The sequence below is a fragment of the Haloplanus natans DSM 17983 genome (assembly GCF_000427685.1).
Taxonomy (GTDB): Archaea; Halobacteriota; Halobacteria; order Halobacteriales; family Haloferacaceae; genus Haloplanus; species Haloplanus natans.
In genome coordinates, this window is sequence record NZ_KE386573.1 from 176,380 (window position 1) to 193,823 (window position 17,444).

20 protein-coding genes are annotated in these 17,444 nt (G+C 69.0%); 12 read left to right on the forward strand and 8 right to left on the reverse strand.

Annotated features, from left to right (window positions below; genetic code table 11):
• Nucleotides 1-2 precede the first annotated feature (2 nt).
• The gene (locus tag HALNA_RS03235) at nucleotides 3-617 is read right to left on the reverse strand and encodes a DUF502 domain-containing protein (protein WP_049934953.1); all 615 of its coding nucleotides are present in this window, start codon (nucleotides 615-617) and stop codon (nucleotides 3-5) included.
• A gap of 96 nt (nucleotides 618-713) precedes the next feature.
• On the opposite strand from HALNA_RS03235, the gene HALNA_RS03240 reads away from it, so the two are divergent.
• Complete coding sequence (locus tag HALNA_RS03240; protein ID WP_049934954.1) at nucleotides 714-1,253, forward strand: CDP-2,3-bis-(O-geranylgeranyl)-sn-glycerol synthase; 540 nt, start codon at nucleotides 714-716, stop codon at nucleotides 1,251-1,253.
• A gap of 111 nt (nucleotides 1,254-1,364) precedes the next feature.
• Nucleotides 1,365-1,889: an orotate phosphoribosyltransferase gene (gene pyrE / locus HALNA_RS03245; protein WP_049934955.1), complete on the forward strand. Its 525-nt coding sequence runs from the start codon at nucleotides 1,365-1,367 to the stop codon at nucleotides 1,887-1,889.
• Nucleotides 1,890-1,904: 15 nt separating this feature from the next.
• Here pyrE and HALNA_RS21300 read toward each other — a convergent pair whose 3' ends face one another.
• Nucleotides 1,905-2,039 (reverse strand): hypothetical protein, encoded by a 135-nt coding sequence (locus HALNA_RS21300; protein ID WP_281172095.1) that lies wholly within the window; start codon nucleotides 2,037-2,039, stop codon nucleotides 1,905-1,907.
• Nucleotides 2,040-2,241: 202 nt separating this feature from the next.
• Here HALNA_RS21300 and HALNA_RS03250 point away from each other — a divergent pair, with 202 nt between their 5' ends.
• Both HALNA_RS03250 and HALNA_RS03255 read left to right on the forward strand, forming a co-directional pair.
• Entirely contained in the window at nucleotides 2,242-3,645 is a 1,404-nt protein-coding gene (locus tag HALNA_RS03250; protein WP_049934956.1) for an NCS2 family permease, read from the forward strand.
• A 64-nt stretch (nucleotides 3,646-3,709) separates the two neighbouring features.
• Complete coding sequence (locus tag HALNA_RS03255) at nucleotides 3,710-3,958, forward strand: glutathione S-transferase N-terminal domain-containing protein (RefSeq protein WP_049934957.1); 249 nt, start codon at nucleotides 3,710-3,712, stop codon at nucleotides 3,956-3,958.
• Here HALNA_RS03255 and HALNA_RS03260 read toward each other — a convergent pair.
• Together HALNA_RS03260 and HALNA_RS03265 are read right to left on the reverse strand one after the other, a co-directional pair.
• Nucleotides 3,946-4,335: a cupin domain-containing protein gene (locus HALNA_RS03260; RefSeq protein WP_049934958.1), complete on the reverse strand. Its 390-nt coding sequence runs from the start codon at nucleotides 4,333-4,335 to the stop codon at nucleotides 3,946-3,948. The two genes, HALNA_RS03255 and HALNA_RS03260, sit on opposite strands and share 13 nt — an antisense overlap.
• 47 nt (nucleotides 4,336-4,382) lie before the next feature.
• Entirely contained in the window at nucleotides 4,383-5,354 is a 972-nt protein-coding gene (locus HALNA_RS03265; RefSeq protein ID WP_049934959.1) for a transcriptional regulator, read from the reverse strand.
• Nucleotides 5,355-5,469: 115 nt separating this feature from the next.
• Between HALNA_RS03265 and HALNA_RS03270 the strand changes: the two genes are divergently transcribed.
• Both HALNA_RS03270 and HALNA_RS03275 read left to right on the forward strand, forming a co-directional pair.
• The gene (locus HALNA_RS03270) at nucleotides 5,470-6,729 is read left to right on the forward strand and encodes a tRNA(Ile)(2)-agmatinylcytidine synthase (protein WP_049934960.1); all 1,260 of its coding nucleotides are present in this window, start codon (nucleotides 5,470-5,472) and stop codon (nucleotides 6,727-6,729) included.
• 209 nt (nucleotides 6,730-6,938) lie between these two features.
• Nucleotides 6,939-7,148 (forward strand): DUF7511 domain-containing protein, encoded by a 210-nt coding sequence (locus HALNA_RS03275; protein ID WP_049934961.1) that lies wholly within the window; start codon nucleotides 6,939-6,941, stop codon nucleotides 7,146-7,148.
• A gap of 5 nt (nucleotides 7,149-7,153) precedes the next feature.
• Here HALNA_RS03275 and HALNA_RS03280 read toward each other — a convergent pair whose 3' ends face one another.
• Nucleotides 7,154-8,212 (reverse strand): pyridoxal-phosphate dependent enzyme, encoded by a 1,059-nt coding sequence (locus tag HALNA_RS03280; RefSeq protein ID WP_049934962.1) that lies wholly within the window; start codon nucleotides 8,210-8,212, stop codon nucleotides 7,154-7,156.
• Between the two features lie 82 nt (nucleotides 8,213-8,294).
• Complete coding sequence (locus tag HALNA_RS03285; protein ID WP_049937942.1) at nucleotides 8,295-9,251, reverse strand: succinylglutamate desuccinylase/aspartoacylase family protein; 957 nt, start codon at nucleotides 9,249-9,251, stop codon at nucleotides 8,295-8,297.
• A 138-nt stretch (nucleotides 9,252-9,389) separates the two neighbouring features.
• Between HALNA_RS03285 and HALNA_RS03290 the strand changes: the two genes are divergently transcribed.
• The 3 genes from HALNA_RS03290 (at nucleotide 9,390) to HALNA_RS03300 (ending at nucleotide 12,372) form a co-directional block, all read left to right on the forward strand.
• Nucleotides 9,390-9,680, forward strand: a complete 291-nt coding sequence (locus HALNA_RS03290; protein ID WP_049934963.1) for a DUF7536 family protein — start codon at nucleotides 9,390-9,392, stop codon at nucleotides 9,678-9,680.
• 43 nt (nucleotides 9,681-9,723) lie between these two features.
• Entirely contained in the window at nucleotides 9,724-11,139 is a 1,416-nt protein-coding gene (locus HALNA_RS03295; protein WP_049934964.1) for an MATE family efflux transporter, read from the forward strand.
• Nucleotides 11,140-11,211: 72 nt separating this feature from the next.
• Nucleotides 11,212-12,372, forward strand: coding sequence for a PAS domain-containing protein (locus HALNA_RS03300; RefSeq protein WP_049934965.1), 1,161 nt, complete (start codon nucleotides 11,212-11,214; stop codon nucleotides 12,370-12,372).
• A gap of 36 nt (nucleotides 12,373-12,408) precedes the next feature.
• Here HALNA_RS03300 and HALNA_RS03305 read toward each other — a convergent pair whose 3' ends face one another.
• Nucleotides 12,409-13,104: a TenA family protein gene (locus HALNA_RS03305; RefSeq protein WP_084509879.1), complete on the reverse strand. Its 696-nt coding sequence runs from the start codon at nucleotides 13,102-13,104 to the stop codon at nucleotides 12,409-12,411.
• Nucleotides 13,105-13,197: 93 nt separating this feature from the next.
• Between HALNA_RS03305 and HALNA_RS03310 the strand changes: the two genes are divergently transcribed.
• The gene (locus HALNA_RS03310; RefSeq protein WP_049934967.1) at nucleotides 13,198-14,229 is read left to right on the forward strand and encodes an NAD(P)/FAD-dependent oxidoreductase; all 1,032 of its coding nucleotides are present in this window, start codon (nucleotides 13,198-13,200) and stop codon (nucleotides 14,227-14,229) included.
• Here HALNA_RS03310 and HALNA_RS03315 read toward each other — a convergent pair whose 3' ends face one another.
• Nucleotides 14,230-15,453 carry an MFS transporter gene (locus HALNA_RS03315; protein ID WP_211225987.1) on the reverse strand — a complete coding sequence of 408 codons (1,224 nt, stop codon included), beginning with the start codon at nucleotides 15,451-15,453 and terminating at the stop codon, nucleotides 14,230-14,232.
• A 69-nt stretch (nucleotides 15,454-15,522) separates the two neighbouring features.
• Between HALNA_RS03315 and HALNA_RS03320 the strand changes: the two genes are divergently transcribed.
• Complete coding sequence (locus tag HALNA_RS03320) at nucleotides 15,523-16,992, forward strand: molybdopterin-dependent oxidoreductase (RefSeq protein WP_049934968.1); 1,470 nt, start codon at nucleotides 15,523-15,525, stop codon at nucleotides 16,990-16,992.
• Nucleotides 16,993-17,230: 238 nt separating this feature from the next.
• The gene (locus HALNA_RS03325; RefSeq protein ID WP_245575985.1) at nucleotides 17,231-17,443 is read left to right on the forward strand and encodes a hypothetical protein; all 213 of its coding nucleotides are present in this window, start codon (nucleotides 17,231-17,233) and stop codon (nucleotides 17,441-17,443) included.
• The last annotated feature ends 1 nt before the right edge of the window (nucleotide 17,444 follow it).

Below are 17,444 nucleotides of genomic sequence, written 5' to 3' on the forward strand. Positions count from 1 at the left end.
AACTAGTCGGCCGACTCCTCGCCGCCGGTCGGTACGTCGTCGACGTCGTCGACCTCGATGTCGATGGCGCGCTCGTCCTCGGCGAACCCGGCGCTGAGGATGCGCGTCAGCGCCTCTTCGACGCTCTCGCCGGTTTCCTCGATCCGATCGGGGCTGACCTCGATGACGAACCCCGTGGTGATGTTGGGTGCGGTTGGCATGAATAGGACCTCGTCGCCGTCGGCGGTCTGCTGCCCCGTCTTGAACGCCGTCATGTGGATGCCGGGCCAGGTCTCCAGCCGAACCGGCTTCTGGAGGTCCTCGGTCCCGGTGAGTGCCGTCTCGACGGCGAGTTTCGAGGCGTTGTAAAGCACCCGAATGAGCGGCACGCGGTTCATCGCGCTGTCGAGTCCCGTCTCGAACAGTCGTCCGACCGTCGTCCGCATGAGGTAGCCGACCGACAGCACCAGCATGGCGAAGACCACGAGCGCCACGGGCACGCCGTAGTACGGTGGCAGCGTGTCGACGATGGGAAGGTCGGCTACCCGCGAGTAGAGCCAGTTGAGAACGATCAGGATGACGAGGACGGGCACGACGACCACCAGTCCGCTGGCCACGTCGCGTCTCCACGAGGACATTATCGGATGGTGGGCGGCGGGGGTCTTCAGCGTGTTCCACCGACGGACCGATCACCCGCGTTTAACATCCTTCGGTGACCTACTCGACCGATACCGATGATTTCGCTCGTTGCGGGGGCGCTCTGGGCAATGCTGCCGGCGTACGTGCCGAACAACGCCGCCGTCCTCGCCGGCGGGGGACGCCCCATCGACGGCGGACGGACGCTCGACGGCCGCCGACTACTCGGCGACGGCAAGACGTGGCGGGGCACGGCCGTGGGCACGCTCGTCGGCATCGCCCTCGCCGTCGCGCTCAACGTCGCCCGCCCGACTGTCGTCGCCGCACTCGGGGCCGACCTCCCGGCTTTCCCGCTCCGGGCGGCCGTCGGCCTCGCGCTCGGCGCGATGCTCGGCGATGTCGGCGCCTCGTTTCTGAAACGCCGCCTCGGCCGGCAGCGCGGCGCCGCGGTCCCCGGCCTCGACCAACTCGACTTCGTGGTCGGGGCGCTCGCCCTCGCTGCGCTCCTCGCGCCCGCGTGGACCGTCTCGACGTTCTCGCTTGCCCGCCTCGCCGTCGTCGTCGTCGCCACCCCACTCTTGCATCTGACGACGAACGCCGGGGCGTATCTGCTGGGGCTCAAAACGGAGCCGTGGTAGGCGGCGCCCGCGTCGTGGGCGATTTGTCTCCGACGAACCGCCCCTCGATTCCGGCGGTTCGCCTCCGACGAACCGCCCCGTTTATGTCGGTTCGCGGCCCCGAACACGCCAATGACGAACCAGGCACTCATCGCGGCGCTCCGCGCGGCCGAGGCCGTGAAGTTCGGCGAGTTCGAACTCTCCCACGGCGGCACGAGCGACTACTACGTCGACAAGTACCTCTTCGAGACCGATCCGGAGTGTCTCTCCCTCATCGCCGACGCGTTCGCCGACCGCCTCGGCGACGACGAGAAACTCGCCGGCGTCGCGCTCGGCGCGGTGCCCCTCGTCGCCGTCACGAGCGCCGAAACCGGCCGGCCGTACGTCATCGCGCGCAAGCAGGCCAAGGAGTACGGCACCGGCAACCGGATCGAGGGCCGCCTCGACGAGGGCGACCACGTGGTCGTCCTCGAGGACATCGCCACGACGGGCAAGAGCGCACTCGACGCCGTCGAGGCGCTGCGCGAGGCGGGCGCCGTCGTCGACCGGGTTCTCGTCGTCGTGGACCGGGAAGACGGAGCGAACGACCTGCTGGCGGACCACGGCATCGAACTCGAATCGCTTCTCACGGCGAGCGACCTGCTGGCCGAGGAGTAACCGCCGCTCGCCGTTTTAAAAGAGCGAGAGGTAGACGACCCCACCGAAGCCGAGGGCGATCAGAACGGCACCGGGGATCTGGTAGACCCAGTCGGGGAACATCTCCACGTACTCGCCGTCGTCGGGCTGCGGTCTGGTTTTGGTTGCCATGCTAGGATACGAATCCGCAGCTACATATAAATATATTAATTGTTTATGATATATTTGCACTGACTCCGCCAGCCGCGTCCCTCACCGGTCGAGCAGTGCTCCCGTGCAGCCCCAGCGTACGGATTTTCTGACGGATCGAAACGGGGACCCCGACCAGCATGCCAACTGTTAAGTTCGACATTAGTGATACGACCAGTCGTACATGGGACTCAGCGACTCCCTGGCGAACTACTTCGGATTCGAGGAACACGGCACGACGCTCCGGACGGAGGCGCTCGCGGGACTCACCACCTTCCTCACGATGTCGTACATCGTCGTGGTGAACCCGAGTATCCTCGCCGGGATTCCGGGCGAGAAACCGGGCATCGTCGTGTCGGGGTACGGCCCCGGTGAGGTACAGTCGATGCTCGCCGTCGTCACCATCATCGCGGCGGCGGTGGCGACGCTCATCATGGCACTGTACGCGAACCGGCCGTTCGGACAGGCACCCGGGCTCGGCCTGAACGCCTTCTTCGCGTTCACCGTCGTCGGCGCACTCGGCATCCCGTGGCAGACGGCGCTCGCCGCCGTCGTCGTCGAGGGGATCATCTTCATCGTGCTGACGGCCGTCGGGGCCCGCGAGTACATCATCCGGGCGTTTCCGGAACCGGTCAAGTTCGCCGTCGGCACCGGTATCGGCCTGTTTCTGGCGATCATCGGGCTGCAGGCCATGGGCATCGTCGTCGACGATCCGGCGACGCTGATCACGCTCGGCGCCGTCGCCTCCGATCCGGTCGCTATCGTCTCCGTCGTTGGCCTCCTCTTTACTTTCGCGCTCTATGCCCGTGGCATCCGTGGATCGATCATCGTCGGCATCCTCGCCACGACGGCGCTTGGCTGGGGGGTCGTCGAGGCGGGCCTCGTGAGCGGCGAGGCGGCCAACAGCCTCGTCGCCGGTGCCCCCGGCGCCACCTACGACATCACGCCCCTCGCCGGCGCCTTCGTCACCGGCGTCGCCGACATCGAGGCGTTCACCTTCGCGCTCGTCGTGTTCACCTTCTTTTTCGTCGACTTCTTCGACACCGCGGGGACGCTCACCGGCGTCTCCCAGATCGCGGGCTTTCTCGACGAGGACGGGAACCTCCCCGACATCGACAGGCCGCTGATGGCCGACGCGGTCGGCACCACGGTCGGTGGGATGCTCGGCACCTCGACCGTGACGACCTACATCGAGTCGGCCTCCGGCGTCGAGGAGGGTGGCCGGACGGGTATGACCGCCCTCGTCGTTGCCCTGCTCTTTCTCGCGTCGCTGGCGGTCGTCCCGCTCGCGGCCGCCATCCCGCTGTACGCCTCCCATATCGCTCTCGTCGTCATCGGCGTCGTCATGCTCGGCAACGTCGTCGACATCGCGTGGGACGACCTGAGTTACGCGATTCCGGCCGGCATGACCATCCTCGTAATGCCCCTGACTTACTCCATCGCGACGGGCATCGCGGCGGGCATCGTCACCTACCCCATCGTGAAGGCCGCACGCGGCGAGTGGGACGACGTGCGCCTCGGTCACTGGGTCCTCGCCGGCGCGTTCGTCTTCTACTACGTCGTGCGGACGAACACGCTGGCGGCGTAGCGCCGTCGCGTCCGCGGCACACACGTCCGTCGGCCTCAAGTTCACGGAGCCTGTACTGTCACCGATGCCATCGCTGGAACTCTACGAACTCCCCGGCTGCCCCTACTGCGCGAAGGTAAAGACAAAACTCGACGAACTCGGTCTGGAGTACGTCTCCCACGAGGTACCCCGGTCGCACTCCGAGCGGACGGAAGTGAAGGAGGTGAGCGGCCAGACGGGCGTCCCCGTTCTGATCGACCCCGACCACGACGTCGAGGGAATGGCCGAGAGCGACGACATCGTCGCCTACCTCGACGAGACCTACGGCGCCTGATCCTCGACGACGTACGATCCGAAGCCGTCGACGGTCCCGACCGGCGGCGCGCCGAACGCCAACCAGACGTGTCGCTCCTCAGTGTGGTTACACAGGTTTCTGACCGTCTCCGGCGCAACGCGGACGATTCCGCCGGCCGGCACGTCGTGCACCTCGTCCGCGAGAGATATCTGCCCGCCGTCCATCGAGACGAACACCTCTTCCTGTCCCTCGTGGGTGTGGGGGGTCGTCACCTCGCCGGGGTCGACGATCACCTGGTTCACCCGGAGTTCGGCCGCCCCGAGCGGTTCGGTTAGCTTTCGTACGGCAGTCTCGCAGGTGTTGAACTCCCCGGCCGGCACGTCGTCGGGGTCGACGATGCTGTAGCCGTCCGGCATACCTAGACGAGCGGTCGGTGGGCGGATAGTTTTTCGCCCCGATCCGATCAGCTCTCGACGGGCGACCGCGCGCGTTCGAGAATCAGGTCCCGAAGGTCGTCGGCGTCCCGAAGCGCCGCCAGTTCCTCCTGGCTCACCAGCGCGGTGCCCTCGACGGCGTCGCGCTTCTCGCGTTCCTCGGTGACGTACACCGCGCGGGTGCGGGTCACCTCGCCGAGCGAGGACATAATTCGGGCGCGCTTCTCCGCGCTTCGGGTGAACGCGGAGTGGCCCGTCAGCAGATTCTCGATTTCGCGGTCGCCGTCCTCGCTGACGGCGGTGAACGGCGCTCGGGTCGTCGGGTGGACGGTGAACCCGACGCGGGCGAGGACCGCGAGGACGTGATCTTCCTCCGGGTCGAGCGCGGGGTCCTGTGGCGTTGGATCGGCGTCCCGGACCTCGTCGGCGCCGTCGAGTACGTCGACGGGATTGCTAAACGGCTGGTCGAACAGGTCCTCCAGCTTGATCGCCACGTCGATACTGGCGTTCATGCCGTCCTCGTACTTCGAGACGGTGCGTCGCGAGACGCCGAGTTCGGTCGCCAGACGACCGAGGCTCCAGCCGCGTTCCTCGCGTTCGTCCGCGAGCAGGTCGCCGTCGATGTTGACGTAGAGACCGCCGGGCGCCGCGTAGATGAGCGGCGGGACGTTCTCGACGAACAGGTCGAAGGCGGTGTCGGGGTTGATCGCGGGCACGCCGTGGCGGAAGTAGACCACCTCGGGTTTCAACTCCTCGTCGCGGGTCCGCAAGCCGATGACCAGCGGTGTCGCCGACAGATACGAGCCGAGTCGGCGCATCTCCACGCCCGTCTCGGCGTCGAGGCCGTCCACGTTGGCGAGAATCTTCACCAATAGCAGGTCGTCACCGCGCCGGGCCGCCAGATCGAAGCTCTTCGGGCGGATCGAACACCGGTCGCTCACCGCGAACCCCGCGTCCCCAAGCATCGCAGTGATGTTTCCGACCAGTGCTGACCGTGACATAACGAATGGTAAGCGCTCCGTGACATATATATGTTGTGTCGGGTATCCGGCTCACGTCCGTCGATTGGTTCGCCGACGCGAAACCGCTTTGACCGCCGGCGGCCCTACACAGTCCGTGACCCTCGTCGGCCTCGACGACACCGACTCCCGCGAGCGCGGGATGTGCACGACGTACGTGGCGGCCCGCGTGGCCGACGCCATCGAGGCGGCCGGCGGGTCGGTCGAGCGCCACCTCCTGATCCGACTCAACCCCGCCATCGAGTTCAAGACGCGGGGCAACGCCGCCCTTTGTCTCGACACCGACTGCGATCCGGCCCGCGCGTTCGACTTGGCGACCGCCGAAGTCGACCGCCTCGCCGAAGTCGCGGACCCGCGGACGGACCCGGGGGTCGTCGTCGCTGACACCACGCTCGACGCCATCCCCGACGCAGTCGTCGACTTCGCCGGTCGCGCGCTCCGCGAGCGACTCTCGGTCGAGGAAGCGGGGGGCCTGCTGGACCGCCTCGGCTATCGCCACGACGGCGGCCGGGGGCGGATCGGCGCCCTCGCCGCCCTCGGCGCCCGGCGCGCCTTCGACGACTGGACGCACGAACACATCGCGTACCGACGGCTGGAGCGGTGTGGGACCCCTCGCGATATCGACGCCGAGAGCGTCTTCGCGGCGGCCGAGGCGGCCTATCCCGACGCTTGGGACACGGTGGACCGGGTCGAGGGCGAACTCGTCTGCGTGCCGGCGGCGCCGGGACCCATCCTCTACGGCATCCGCGGCGACGACGCGGAGACGGTCCGCGAGGTGGCAGACGCCATCGAGAGCGAACCCGTCGAGCGGACGGTCACGTACCTGACCAACCAGGGGACGGACGCCCACCTCCGGGGGGGAACGATCGGTGCGGTGCAGGACGGGCGTGCCTACCGCGTCGACGGCGTCGTCGACGACGGCCCCGAGACGCGGCTGGGGGGACACGTCCACCTGACTATCCGGGACGGGGCGGCGACTCTCCCCTGTGTCGCCTTCGAGCCGACGAAACGCTTCCGCGACCGGGTGCGGCGCCTCAGAGCCGGCGACCGCGTCACCGTCTGTGGCGAAGTCGGGGGCGGAACGCTCAAACTCGAGAAGTTCGCTCTCCGGGACCCCGTGACGACCGAACGCGTCGTGCCCCGGTGTCCCGACTGCGGCCGATCGATGGAGAGCGCCGGGCGCGACCAGGGCTATCGGTGCCGGGACTGCGACACGACCGCCCCCGGCCGGGTGGAGCGACCGCTCGACCGCGCCCTCGATCCGGGGTGGTACGAGGTGCCACCCTGTGCCCGCCGTCACGTCGCCAAACCGCTCGTTCGCGGGGGGTTCGACGCGCCGACCCACCCCGAACGGTGATACGGTTTGTTGTCGGTCGGTCTTGGTGGGTCGCCGACCCGTCCTGGCGACCCACCGGAATCCAGTTACAGCAATCCCCATGAGGGTAATCCTCCCTTTCGCCCGTTCAACGGGTCGTTAAGCAACGGTAATCGGTGAATAGCCAAGCCCGATGCGGACCGTCGGTCGACTGTGATGTGTGATCGATCCACAGTTCGGGGTGGACCGCCGTGAGTTCGGTCGACGAGGGTGGGGGACTGCTGGATAGCCCTGCCCTCGACCGCTGGCCGACGTACACGCTCGAACACACCGTCGAGGCCGTCGGGAGCGACGGCGAACAGTGTACGATCTACCCCCCGACGGTCGACGACGACGAGCAACTCACGGCGTGGATCACGGCCGACTGCGACGCGTTCGTCGCGATTGACGAGATTCGGTAAGGAGCTTACTTCCCCCGGCCGGTGAGCGGCACGACGATGTCGTCGCCGTCGAGCGTCCCCCGGTCACGATACCCCCGGAGCCCCGCAACCGCCGCGGCGGCGGTCGGTTCCACGTCGAAGCCACTCGCCCGGAGCGACTCGTGAGCCCGCCGCACCGCCTCGGCCGACACCGCGATAGCGTCGCCGTCGGTCGCCTCGATGGCGTCGACGATGGCCGCGCGGCGGACCGGTTTCCGGACCTGAATGCCGTCCGCGAGATCGTTCGTCCCCGCCGTCTCCCCCGCGATGGGCGCGTAGCCTGCCGCCTGCACCGCGAGCAGTCGGGGGATTCGGTCGATCCATCCCGCCTCGGCGAGCGCCCGGAACCCCCGGTGGGCGCCGAGGAGGAGCGTCCCGTGGCCGAGGGGGACGACCACGGCGTCGGGCACCGACCAGTCGCGCTGGGCGGCGAGTTCGATTCCGAACGTGGCCGTGCCGGCGAAGAAGGCGGGGTTCCAGGCGTGACTGGCGTACCAGCCATCGCCCGCTTCGACGACGTTCCGACACGCGGCGGCCACCGTCTCGCGGTCTCCCGCTATTTCGATCACCCGTGCGCCGACGGCTTCGATGGCCCGCCGTTTCGCCGCCGCGGCGGCCGCCGGGACGTAGATGTCGGCGTCGAGTCCCGCGCGGGCGGCGTAGGCGGCGATGGCCGCGCCGGCGTTGCCCGAGGAGTCCTCGATCACCCGGTCGGCACCGAGTTCGACCGCCCGTGAGACGACCGTCGCCGCGCCACGATCCTTGAAACTCCCCGTCGGCGAGACGTACTCCAGTTTGAACGAGACGTTCGGGTCGGGTGCCTCGACCAGCGGCGTGAACCCCTCGCCGAGCGTGACGCGGCGTTCGACGGGGAGAAAGTCCGAAAACGCCCACAGGCCTCGCCGGGAGTCGAACGCGGCGAACTCCGGCGCCGGCCCGTCCGGCCGCGGCGCCGACGCGAACTCGAGGGGCGCGCCGCAGGAACAGCGCCAGCGGTCGGCGAACGTGCGGCCGCAGTCGGGACAGACGAGGTCGGCGGGGGGCATGATCGTCTTTATCCTCACTGTGTGCCGGTGGGTCGCCAGAACGGATCGGCGACCCACCGGGAACGACGTACAGTACGCACTATCAGTACGTGTCGACGTTTTTCCCCACCGAGCAGACGTACTCGCCGGTGGCGACCTGCGGGAGGCGCCGACTCCGCCAGAATATGCCGTCGTTGTCGGCGGTGATCCGGGCTTTCAACTCGCCGAAGATGTCGGTCACCTCGAACAGCGTCTCGTCGGCGCTCACGCGGTCGCCGAGTTCGTGTTCGAGGTTGACGAGGCCGCCGACCGGCGAGCCGTACTGGTCGAACGCCTTCGCCCGTGTCTGGGCTTCGACCGCCGGATCACCGGGCAGGAAGCCGTACCCCCGAAGGACGTTGAAGACGCCTTGGACGCCCTTGGCGATGCTCCCCTCGTCCCAGCCGACGGCGCCGCCGAGTTCGGGATCGATCGCCGGTACGCCGTCCGAGGGGGCGACGCGGGCGAGTTGACCGTCCGGCCCCTTCTGGTCGAGGACGTAGCCACAGCCGAACGTCTTCGCGAGTTCGAGACACTCGGAGTGGAGACGGTGGCGCCGGCCACACCTGACACGCACCTCGTCGATCATCCGACTGGTCGACCCCTGGTGGAGGTCAAGGACGATGTCGGCGGTCCGGGCCACGTCGTAGGTGGCGGCGGCGATGCGCTCGCTCGACGTGCCGCTCTCGTCGCCGGGGTAGGCCCGGTTCATCTTCGTGTCGTCGATGGGATTGCGGTGTTCGGCCACCTGAAAGGCGTGGTAGTTGACGATGCCGATCAGGATCACGGTCCCCGCGAGTTCGTCGGGATCGATCCGCGGGACGACGCGCTGAATCACGCCGACGCCGTTGAGCTCGTCGCCGTCGCTGGCCGCCTGAACGTAGAGGGTCTGCCCGTCGCGCGCGCCCTCGACGACGGCGACGGGGAGTCCGAACGTGCTGCCATCGCGGGTCTCGCCGACCTCGAGACGGCCCGTATCGACCGTCCCCGGCGACGCGTCCGCGGTTCCCACCGAAGTCATTGTTCGACCCAGGAACTCGTACCCTTTGAGCGATTCGGTCGCGAGCGGCGGCGTATTCGGCCGCGGGCGGGCAATCGGCACACGTGGCGACGCCGGCACAACGACGGGCCTTTGATCGTGGGTGTCTAACTCCCTCCCGTGAGCGACGAGCCCCCAGCGCGGCCGCCGTCGGCCGGACTCATCGACGCCCTGCAGGTGCGACGCAACGCCCTCGTCGGCGTCGCCGCTGGCGTCGCCCTCGCCGTCCTCGTCTACCTCGTGCGTGTGTTCGAACTCGTCGGTCCGGTTCCCGGGACCCAACGGTATCCAGTGCTCGGCCCCGAGGGGTGGTTTCTCGTCCTCGGGTTCGTCCTCGCGTCGGCGACGGCGTTTCTCGTGGCCGGCCTCCTGACGCTCGCGACGGCCTACCGGCTCACCCGAGAGCTGTGAGGAACCCACAACCTCCAAGACGTCCCCACCGTTACGACGCCCGATGGGTGTCCGACCGTTCGACCGACTCGCCGGCACACTGGACCGCGCCGGCGTCATCGACACCCGCCGCTTCCGCGAGACGTTCGATCTGTCGTGGCCCCGGATCGTCACCGGCCTCGCCATCATGTCCAAATCCACGGTCGACCTCGCGATGGTCGGGTGGGACGTGGGGACGGCGGCCGTCGCCGGACTCGCCTTCGCCAACGCCTACTGGCAGGTGGGGAAGTTCCTCGGCATCGGCCTCGCCGGTGGCACCGTCTCGCTCGTCTCGCAGGCCTACGGCGCCCGGAACTCGACGCGGGCGAGCGCCGCCGTCGCCGTCTCCCTGGTCGTCACGCTCCTGATCGCGTCACCGATCGCCCTGCTCTATGCCACCGCCGCGCCCGAACTCGTCGCCGTCCTCGGCTCCGAACCCGACCCCCTCCGTCACGCCGCCACCTACCTCGCCCTGGTTGCCCCCGCGCTCCTGTTCGAGTTTCCGAACCTGATCGCCAGTCGCACCTACGCCGGCGTCGGCGACACCGTGACGCCCATGCTGGTTCGTGCCGGCGGCGCGCTACTGAACGTCGTGTTCTCCGCGGCCCTGATCTTCGGCTACGGCCTCGGCGTCGCCGGCGCCGCCATCGGCACCTCGCTCGCGACGGGGCTCGTCGCCCTCGTCTTCGCGTGGGGCCTGTCCGGTCGGTCGTATCTCGGCCACGGGGCGTGTCCCGTCGCGGTCACCTGTGACACACTCGGATTCGACGGCTTCGTCCCGCTCACTCGGCGGCTTCTGGTCGTCTCCGCGCCGCTGATGGCCCGTCGGACCGCCGAGATGCTCGTCGCCTTCCCCCTCGTCGCCATCGCGGCCACCTTCGGTCCGGCCGTCGTCGCCGCCTACGAGGTGGCTCGTCGCGTTCGCACCCTGACCGACAGCTTCTCATGGGGCTTCTCCATCGCCGCGAGCACGCTCGTCGGCCAGCGACTCGGCGCGGGCGACGACGCCGACGCCGAGGCGTACGCCCTGGCAATCCTCCGCCTCTCCGCGACGGTGTACGTCGTCGCCGCGACGATACTCGTGGCGCTGTCGCCGTGGGTCGCGGGCGCGTTCGTCTCAGACCCCGCCGTCGTCGCCGTCGCCGCACCCTTCGTCGCCGCCGCCGCGGTCAGCGTCGTCTTCCTCGGCATCGACGGCTCCGCGACGGGAACGCTCCGCGGCGCCGGCGACACGCAGTACCCCTTCGTCACGTCGCTCGTCGGCCGCTACGGCTGTGCGCTCCCCCTCGCCGCTCTCGGTCTCGTCACGCCGCTCGGCGCCACCGCGTTGCTGGTGGCGATGGTCACCGAAACCGTCGTTCCCGCCGTGTTGAACGTCCGCCGCGTGCGCTCGAACCGCTGGAAGGCGATCGGTCGGGCACACGTCGCGGCCGGGGAGTAACGCGGCGTTACGTCCTGTGGCCCCCGACAAGCGTATCATCTCACGTACCGTCTGGTCCGTAGGTTTCGTCCGATGAACGTCACAGCCGACCCCATTCACCTCCTGCACGTCGACGACGACCCCCACATCGTCGAGTTGACGGCAACCTTTCTGGAACGCGAGGACGATCGGATCACGGTCACGACGGCGATGGACGCCGACGAAGGACTCGACGTTCTGGCGACCGGCGGTGTCGACTGTGTCGTCTCGGATTACAACATGCCGGGCCTGAACGGCATCGAGTTCCTCGAGACCGTCCGTGCGGACCACCCGAACCTCCCGTTCGTCCTCTTTACCGGCAAGGGGAGCGAGGACGTGGCGAGCGAAGCCATCTCCGCCGGCGTCAGCGACTACCTCCAGAAGGGCGGCGGTGCCGACGCGTACGCCCTGTTGGCGAACCGGGTCGGAAACCTCGTCGAGAAACATCGGGCAGAACGGGCCCGCGAGCGCGATCGGATAATCATCACGGAGGCCACGGACGCCATCCTCGTCGTCGGCCCGGACGCGACCGTCACGTACGCCACGCCGTCGACGGAGGCGGTCTTGGGACGGCGCCCCGACGACCTCCGGGGCACCGACGGCGCGGAACTCATCGTCCCGGAGGATCGCCCGCGGGTGATGGCGGCCTTTGCCGAACTGGTCGCCGATCCCGGCGGCCGTCGGACGGTCGAGTTCCGCCACGAACGGCCCGATGGCTCCCGGATCTGGATCGAAACGCGCGGACACAACCTCCTCGGCCGGGAGTTGATCGACGGCGTCGTCATCTACGGTCGCGACGTGACCGACCGGAAAGAACGGGAGGCTGAACTCGAGCGCCGGTCGCGGATCATGGACGAGGCACCGATCGGCATCACCCTCAGCGACCCGTCCCGCGAGGACAACCCGCTCGTCTACGCGAACGCGGCGTTCGAAGCGATGACCGGCTACGCGTTCGCGGAGGTCGACGGCCGCAACTGTCGGTTCCTGCAGGGCGAGCGGAGCGACCCCGAGGCGGTCGCGTCGATGCGAGAGGCCATCGCCACGCGGACCCCGGCCACGGTCGAGATTTACAACTACCGGAAGGACGGCACCGAGTTCCGAAACCGGGTGACGATCACGCCCGTCGAGAACGACGTGGGCGAAGTCACGAACTTCGTCGGGTTCCAGCAACCGGTCTCCGACGGCCGGGACGACGACCGGAAGTCGGCACCCTGAGACGGACCGCCGTCGTTCCGGCTGGGACCGCTTCGATCACCCGCTCCCGTCCCCGTACGGCGCCTCGAAGAACGCCCGCTCCAGTTCGACCGTCCGCCGGAACAGGGCGTCGAGGCGCCGCCGCCGGCGCGCCGAGACGGCCGTTCCCTCCCGATCCAGTTCCGCTCGGAGCCACGCCACGAAATCGACGAAGGCCGGGTTCGCGTGCAACTCGACCCACTCGTCGAGATAGAACGCGTCGGGACGGGAGTCGATCCCCGTCGCCCACGTCTCGTACACCCACTCGGCGGGCACGAGGACGGCGAGCGTCTCGGCGTAGCCACCCTGTCGACCGGCGCGTTCGAGTAGGTCGATAAAAGCACGCGTCGTGGCGTCCGGTTTTGCTTCCGGGTCGCCGGCCAGCGCCGCGAACGACCGCTCGAAGTAGTCGTTCTCCTCGTTCGTGATCGTACCCAGAAACTCGGCGAGCCGCGCCTTCGCCGCCATCGACGGCGCCTCGCCGAGTGCGTGGCCGAACGTGCCCGTCAACGTCTCGACGAAGGCGTAATCCTGCTCCAGATACCGGCGGAAGACGGCGTCGTCGACGGTTCCGTCGCCGAGTTCGCGGACGAATCGCCCGTCGACCGCCGCCGTCCAGTCCGGTTCGGATCGCTCGCGGAGCCAGTCGGTGAACCGGGCGTCCTCGCGGTCGGCCACGTACGCGTCGAACGTGTCGGGAACGGCGTCGCTCATGTCACCCTCTCGTCGGGCGATGGGCATATGTTCTCGGCCGACGGCCGGCGGAGCGTCCCCGTGTTGTTTTACCCGTCCAGCCGTAGGGTGGGTATGACATCGATCGGAGTCGTCGGCGCCGGCGCCGCGGCCGCCGCGGCCTGTTACGTCGTCGACGGCGCGGTTCCGGACGCCTCGATCACGGTACTCGAGAAGTCGGGTGGTCTCTGTGGCCGGGCGGCGACGCGCCGCCGCGACGGCGTGATCTACGACTACGGCGCCAACTACATCAAAGACGACGACGAGCGGGTACTCGACCTCCTCGACCGCTTCGACGACGGCCTCGTCGAAATCGAGGGCGGCATCGACATCTTCGACCGGACCGGCACGGTGAGCGACGGCCGGGACGATCAGGAACGGAAGTTCACCTACGAGACGGGGCTGACCCGCTTTGCCAAACACCTCTTCGGCGCGACGGACGCGGCGGTCCACCGGCGGACGCGGGTCGAACGGATCGCCCGGACCGACGGCGCGTGGACGCTGACCGACGCCGACGGGACCGAGTGGGGGCCGTTCGACGTCGTCCTCCTGAACCCCCCGGCACCACAGACGGCGACGTTGCTGGAGACGGCCGACTGGGAGGGGTCGCCCCGCGAGAACCTGCTCGACGCCGTCCGCGACGTGGACTACCGGACGGTCTGGACCGCCGTCCTGGGCTATCCCTTCGAACTCGACGTGCCCTACTACGCGCTGGTGAACACGGACAAAGAGCACGCGGTGGGCTGGATATCCCGCGAGGGGTGTAAGCCGGGCCACGTCCCTGACGGCGAGTCGGTCCTGATCGTGCAGGCGAACCACGAGTGGTCGGTTGAGCGCTACGACGCGGCGGCCGAGCGGAACGTGGCCGACCTCGCGGCTCACGCCGCCGACATCGTGGGTGACGACCGCCTGACCGAGCCCGCGTGGACGGACCACCAGGGCTGGCGGTACGCGCTCGCGGAGTCGGGGCTCCGTCGGGGCGTCCGCGACGCTCCGGAGGACGCGGGGCTCTACTGTCTCGGTGACTGGGTCGCCGGCGAGGCACGGGTCCACGCCGCCATCCGGAACGGGCTGGAGACGGGCGAGCGACTGGTGTACAGCCTGTAGCTACGCCCCGTCGATCCGCTCGTGGCCGACGCGGAGCCGCAGGAAGGCGGGGAGGGTCGCCGCCGCGAGGGCGAGTTCGAGGCCGCCGACGAGCAGGAACGCCGTCCCGTAGCCGTAGGCGTCGGCCGCGAACCCACCGACGAGGATGCCGGCGAGAAAGCCGAGGCTGCCGGCGATGTTGAACCCGGCCATCGCGACGCCGCGCTCCGTCCGCGCGGCGAGGTCGGTCACGAGTGCGAGCGTCGCCGGCGCCATGAGCGCGCCGAGGACGCCCACGAGCACCATCGCCGCCTGCGCGGTCCGGAGGTCGGCCACCGACCCGACGAGGATCACCGCGCCGCCGTACAGCGCCGACCCGACGACGATGGGGAGTGTCCGCCCGATACGGTCGGAGACGACGCCGAAGGGGTACTGGAGGAGGGCGAACGGGGCGAAAAACAGCGCGAGCGTCAGTCCGGTCGCACCCGGGCTCAGACCGAAGACGGTGCGGAAATACAGCGTTCCGACCAGGGAGAAAAAGCCGGCAGTCAGCCGGTCGACGAAGCCGAAGGCGTACGGGAGCGCGAGCGCCGGCGTCCGCCGGAGGCCGTCGAACGGTGACGGTCGCTCCCCGCCCGCCGGCGCCCGGTCGACGACGAACGGGACGGCGACGGCGATGCAGAGGAGCACCGCGCTCGCGGCGTACAGCGGGACGAACGGACCGAATTCGTACAGCAGGCCGCCGAGGGGGGCGCCCGTCGCCGTCCCGAGGCCGATGGCGATGCCCGTCGCGCCCATGTTGCGACCGTGCGACCCGTCGAGGTCCATGAGCATCGTCATCGAGAGGGAAAAGGCGCCGACGGTGGCCGCCCCCTGGAACGCCCGGACGGCGAGCGCGACGGCGAAGGAGTCGGTCACGCCCGACACGACGGCGAGGAGGGCGTAGCCGACGGCCCCGAGGAGGGCGCCCGCGGCGACGAAGGGGACCCGACGACCGGCGGCGTCGCTCGCCAGCCCCCACGGGATAGCGAAGACGACGAAGGCGGCGAACTCCGCGGTCAGAAACCACATACTCGCGTCGAGTGCCGTGTCGGCGCCGAGCGCCGCGACGAGCGTATCGACTCCGGGATAGAGCAACACCTGCGCCAACAGCACCGCGTAGACGACGGCGGCGAGTGCGATACGGCTCCGAGTCCGGGACACCGTGTGCTCGTACAGACGGGGCGCTCTACTGTCTTTCGCCATCCGAATTCTAGACGGAGTTTGGTCGAATTTTGAGAAATCCCTTACCTACTGGAGCGCCTCCGATACGGTATGAACCGACAGGCCCTTACCGACTGTCTCGCTCGGGCGACGGTCCCTCTTGCCGGCGGTGCCGCGGCCATCACCGGCTCCTACGCCGTCGTGGGTGGCTCGCCGGCCTTCGTCGCCGCCCCCATCGCCAACGCGACGGTCACGCTCGCACCCGCAGTCCTGGTCACGTTCGCCATCACCGTCCTCGGCGACCTGGGGAGCAAGCTGGCGTACGGGGGCGGACTGGCGGCCGCCGCCGTCGGCCTCGGCGTCGTCGTCGCGGCCGTCCGGGTCGCCGTCAATCGACTGGGGCGACCGCTCGCCGCGCCGGTCGCCGTCGCCGGCGGCGTCGGTATCGCCGCCGCCGCGCTCTCGGGGTCGGCGGCCTCCGCGGTCGGTGCAGCGGTCGGCGCGGCCCTGGTCTCGACCGTCGTCGACCTCGGAGGGACCGGCGACGGGACGGCCGACGACTCGCGGCGGGCGGCACTCTCCGGCGCCGTCGCCGTCCTCTTCGGCTTCCTCGCCCTCGGCGGCCGGCGGGTGCTCGCGACCGACGACAGCGACGACGCCCCCGAGGAACCGGTCCCCGACGACGTGGCGGCGCTGCTCGCCGAGGCCGAAGAGAAGTCCTTCGACGTGGAGTTCCTCGAACCGCTGGTGAGCGATCACTTCTACACGGTCGACATCGCCAACGTCGATCCTCGACCGTCCCGCGAGGACTGGTCGCTACGGATTCACGGCGCCGTCGGCGAGGAGACGACCTACACCCTCGAGGACATCGAGTCGATGGAACACGAGCACCGATTCAACACGCTCCGGTGTGTGGGCGAGTCGCTCAACGGGCGGAAGATGGACACTGCACTCTGGACGGGCGTCCCGCTGATGGACCTGCTCGAACCCGCCGATCTTCAAGGCGAGTACGTCATGCTCCGCGCCGCTGACGGCTTCTACGAGGAGTTCCCGGTGGACGCGCTCGAAACCGGGTTCCTGGCCGTCGGCATGAACGGGCGGGCGCTCCCCCGCGAACACGGCTCCCCGGCGCGGGCGCTCATCCCCGGCCACTGGGGTGAGATCAACGTCAAGTGGCTGACCGAAATCGAGATCCTGGACGAACCGGCGACGGGCTACTGGGAGGAACGCGGCTGGCACGGCACCGGCCCGGTCAACACGGTGGCGAAACTCTGGGCGGAGAACCACCTCGAGGACGGGCGGATCGAAGTCGCCGGCCCGGCCTACGCGGGCACCCGCGGGATCGAGCGCGTCGAGGTGTCGACCGACGGTGGGGCGACGTGGGCCGACGCGGAGCTCTCCGAGCCCCTGCCCGGCGACGACGTGTGGCGCCAGTGGGTGTATCGCTACGACCCCCCGGACCGCGAGCACGAGGTGGTCGTCCGGGCGACGGACGGCCTCGGCACGCTCCAGCCCGAAGACGAACGGCGGGCGTATCCGAACGGCCCGAGCGGCTGGGTATCGAAGACGATCAGTCCGTGAGCGTGACGACTGCGTTCACAACTCGGTTCACCACCATCTCGACATGCTGGAGGAGCACGACGTGATTGAGAACGGCGACCAAGCGTACGGTCGGCTCTACTCCTCACCGACCGTTTCGACCGCCATCGCGAGGAGTTCGAGGGGATCACGGGGCACGTCTAACATGGCGCCAATGACCCCATAGCGAGCGCCCTCGCGGGCCTGAACATCGCGTGCTGGCCGCCCTGCTGGCCGTCTGGTGGCGAACTACTGCGCGTTCGGAACACCGCTCACGCTCGGCCTCGTCGCCTTCGCGTTCGTCCTCGCCGTCGAGAACGTCGTCGCTATCGGCTTTTTCCTCAGTTCGGGGATGCTGTACGCCGCCGATCCGGGCGCTCAGATCGCCGTGCTCGCGATGCGTGCCCTCCAGTTCGTCGCGCTCGCCTCCCTGGCGTACGTGACGATGCGGTGAA

What these genes read in the sequence shown, in the direction of transcription:
- HALNA_RS03235 (WP_049934953.1), bottom strand. Translation starts at nt 617, where the DNA reads ATGTCCTCGTGGAGACGCGACGTGGCCAGCGGACTGGTGGTCGTCGTG.
- HALNA_RS03240 (WP_049934954.1), top strand. Translation starts at nt 714, where the DNA reads ATGATTTCGCTCGTTGCGGGGGCGCTCTGGGCAATGCTGCCGGCGTAC.
- pyrE (WP_049934955.1), top strand. Translation starts at nt 1,365, where the DNA reads ATGACGAACCAGGCACTCATCGCGGCGCTCCGCGCGGCCGAGGCCGTG.
- HALNA_RS21300 (WP_281172095.1), bottom strand. Translation starts at nt 2,039, where the DNA reads ATGGCAACCAAAACCAGACCGCAGCCCGACGACGGCGAGTACGTGGAG.
- HALNA_RS03250 (WP_049934956.1), top strand. Translation starts at nt 2,242, where the DNA reads ATGGGACTCAGCGACTCCCTGGCGAACTACTTCGGATTCGAGGAACAC.
- HALNA_RS03255 (WP_049934957.1), top strand. Translation starts at nt 3,710, where the DNA reads ATGCCATCGCTGGAACTCTACGAACTCCCCGGCTGCCCCTACTGCGCG.
- HALNA_RS03260 (WP_049934958.1), bottom strand. Translation starts at nt 4,335, where the DNA reads ATGCCGGACGGCTACAGCATCGTCGACCCCGACGACGTGCCGGCCGGG.
- HALNA_RS03265 (WP_049934959.1), bottom strand. Translation starts at nt 5,354, where the DNA reads ATGTCACGGTCAGCACTGGTCGGAAACATCACTGCGATGCTTGGGGAC.
- HALNA_RS03280 (WP_049934962.1), bottom strand. Translation starts at nt 8,212, where the DNA reads ATGCCCCCCGCCGACCTCGTCTGTCCCGACTGCGGCCGCACGTTCGCC.
- HALNA_RS03285 (WP_049937942.1), bottom strand. Translation starts at nt 9,251, where the DNA reads ATGACTTCGGTGGGAACCGCGGACGCGTCGCCGGGGACGGTCGATACG.
- HALNA_RS03295 (WP_049934964.1), top strand. Translation starts at nt 9,724, where the DNA reads ATGGGTGTCCGACCGTTCGACCGACTCGCCGGCACACTGGACCGCGCC.
- HALNA_RS03300 (WP_049934965.1), top strand. Translation starts at nt 11,212, where the DNA reads ATGAACGTCACAGCCGACCCCATTCACCTCCTGCACGTCGACGACGAC.
- HALNA_RS03305 (WP_084509879.1), bottom strand. Translation starts at nt 13,104, where the DNA reads ATGAGCGACGCCGTTCCCGACACGTTCGACGCGTACGTGGCCGACCGC.
- HALNA_RS03310 (WP_049934967.1), top strand. Translation starts at nt 13,198, where the DNA reads ATGACATCGATCGGAGTCGTCGGCGCCGGCGCCGCGGCCGCCGCGGCC.
- HALNA_RS03315 (WP_211225987.1), bottom strand. Translation starts at nt 15,453, where the DNA reads ATGGCGAAAGACAGTAGAGCGCCCCGTCTGTACGAGCACACGGTGTCC.
- HALNA_RS03320 (WP_049934968.1), top strand. Translation starts at nt 15,523, where the DNA reads ATGAACCGACAGGCCCTTACCGACTGTCTCGCTCGGGCGACGGTCCCT.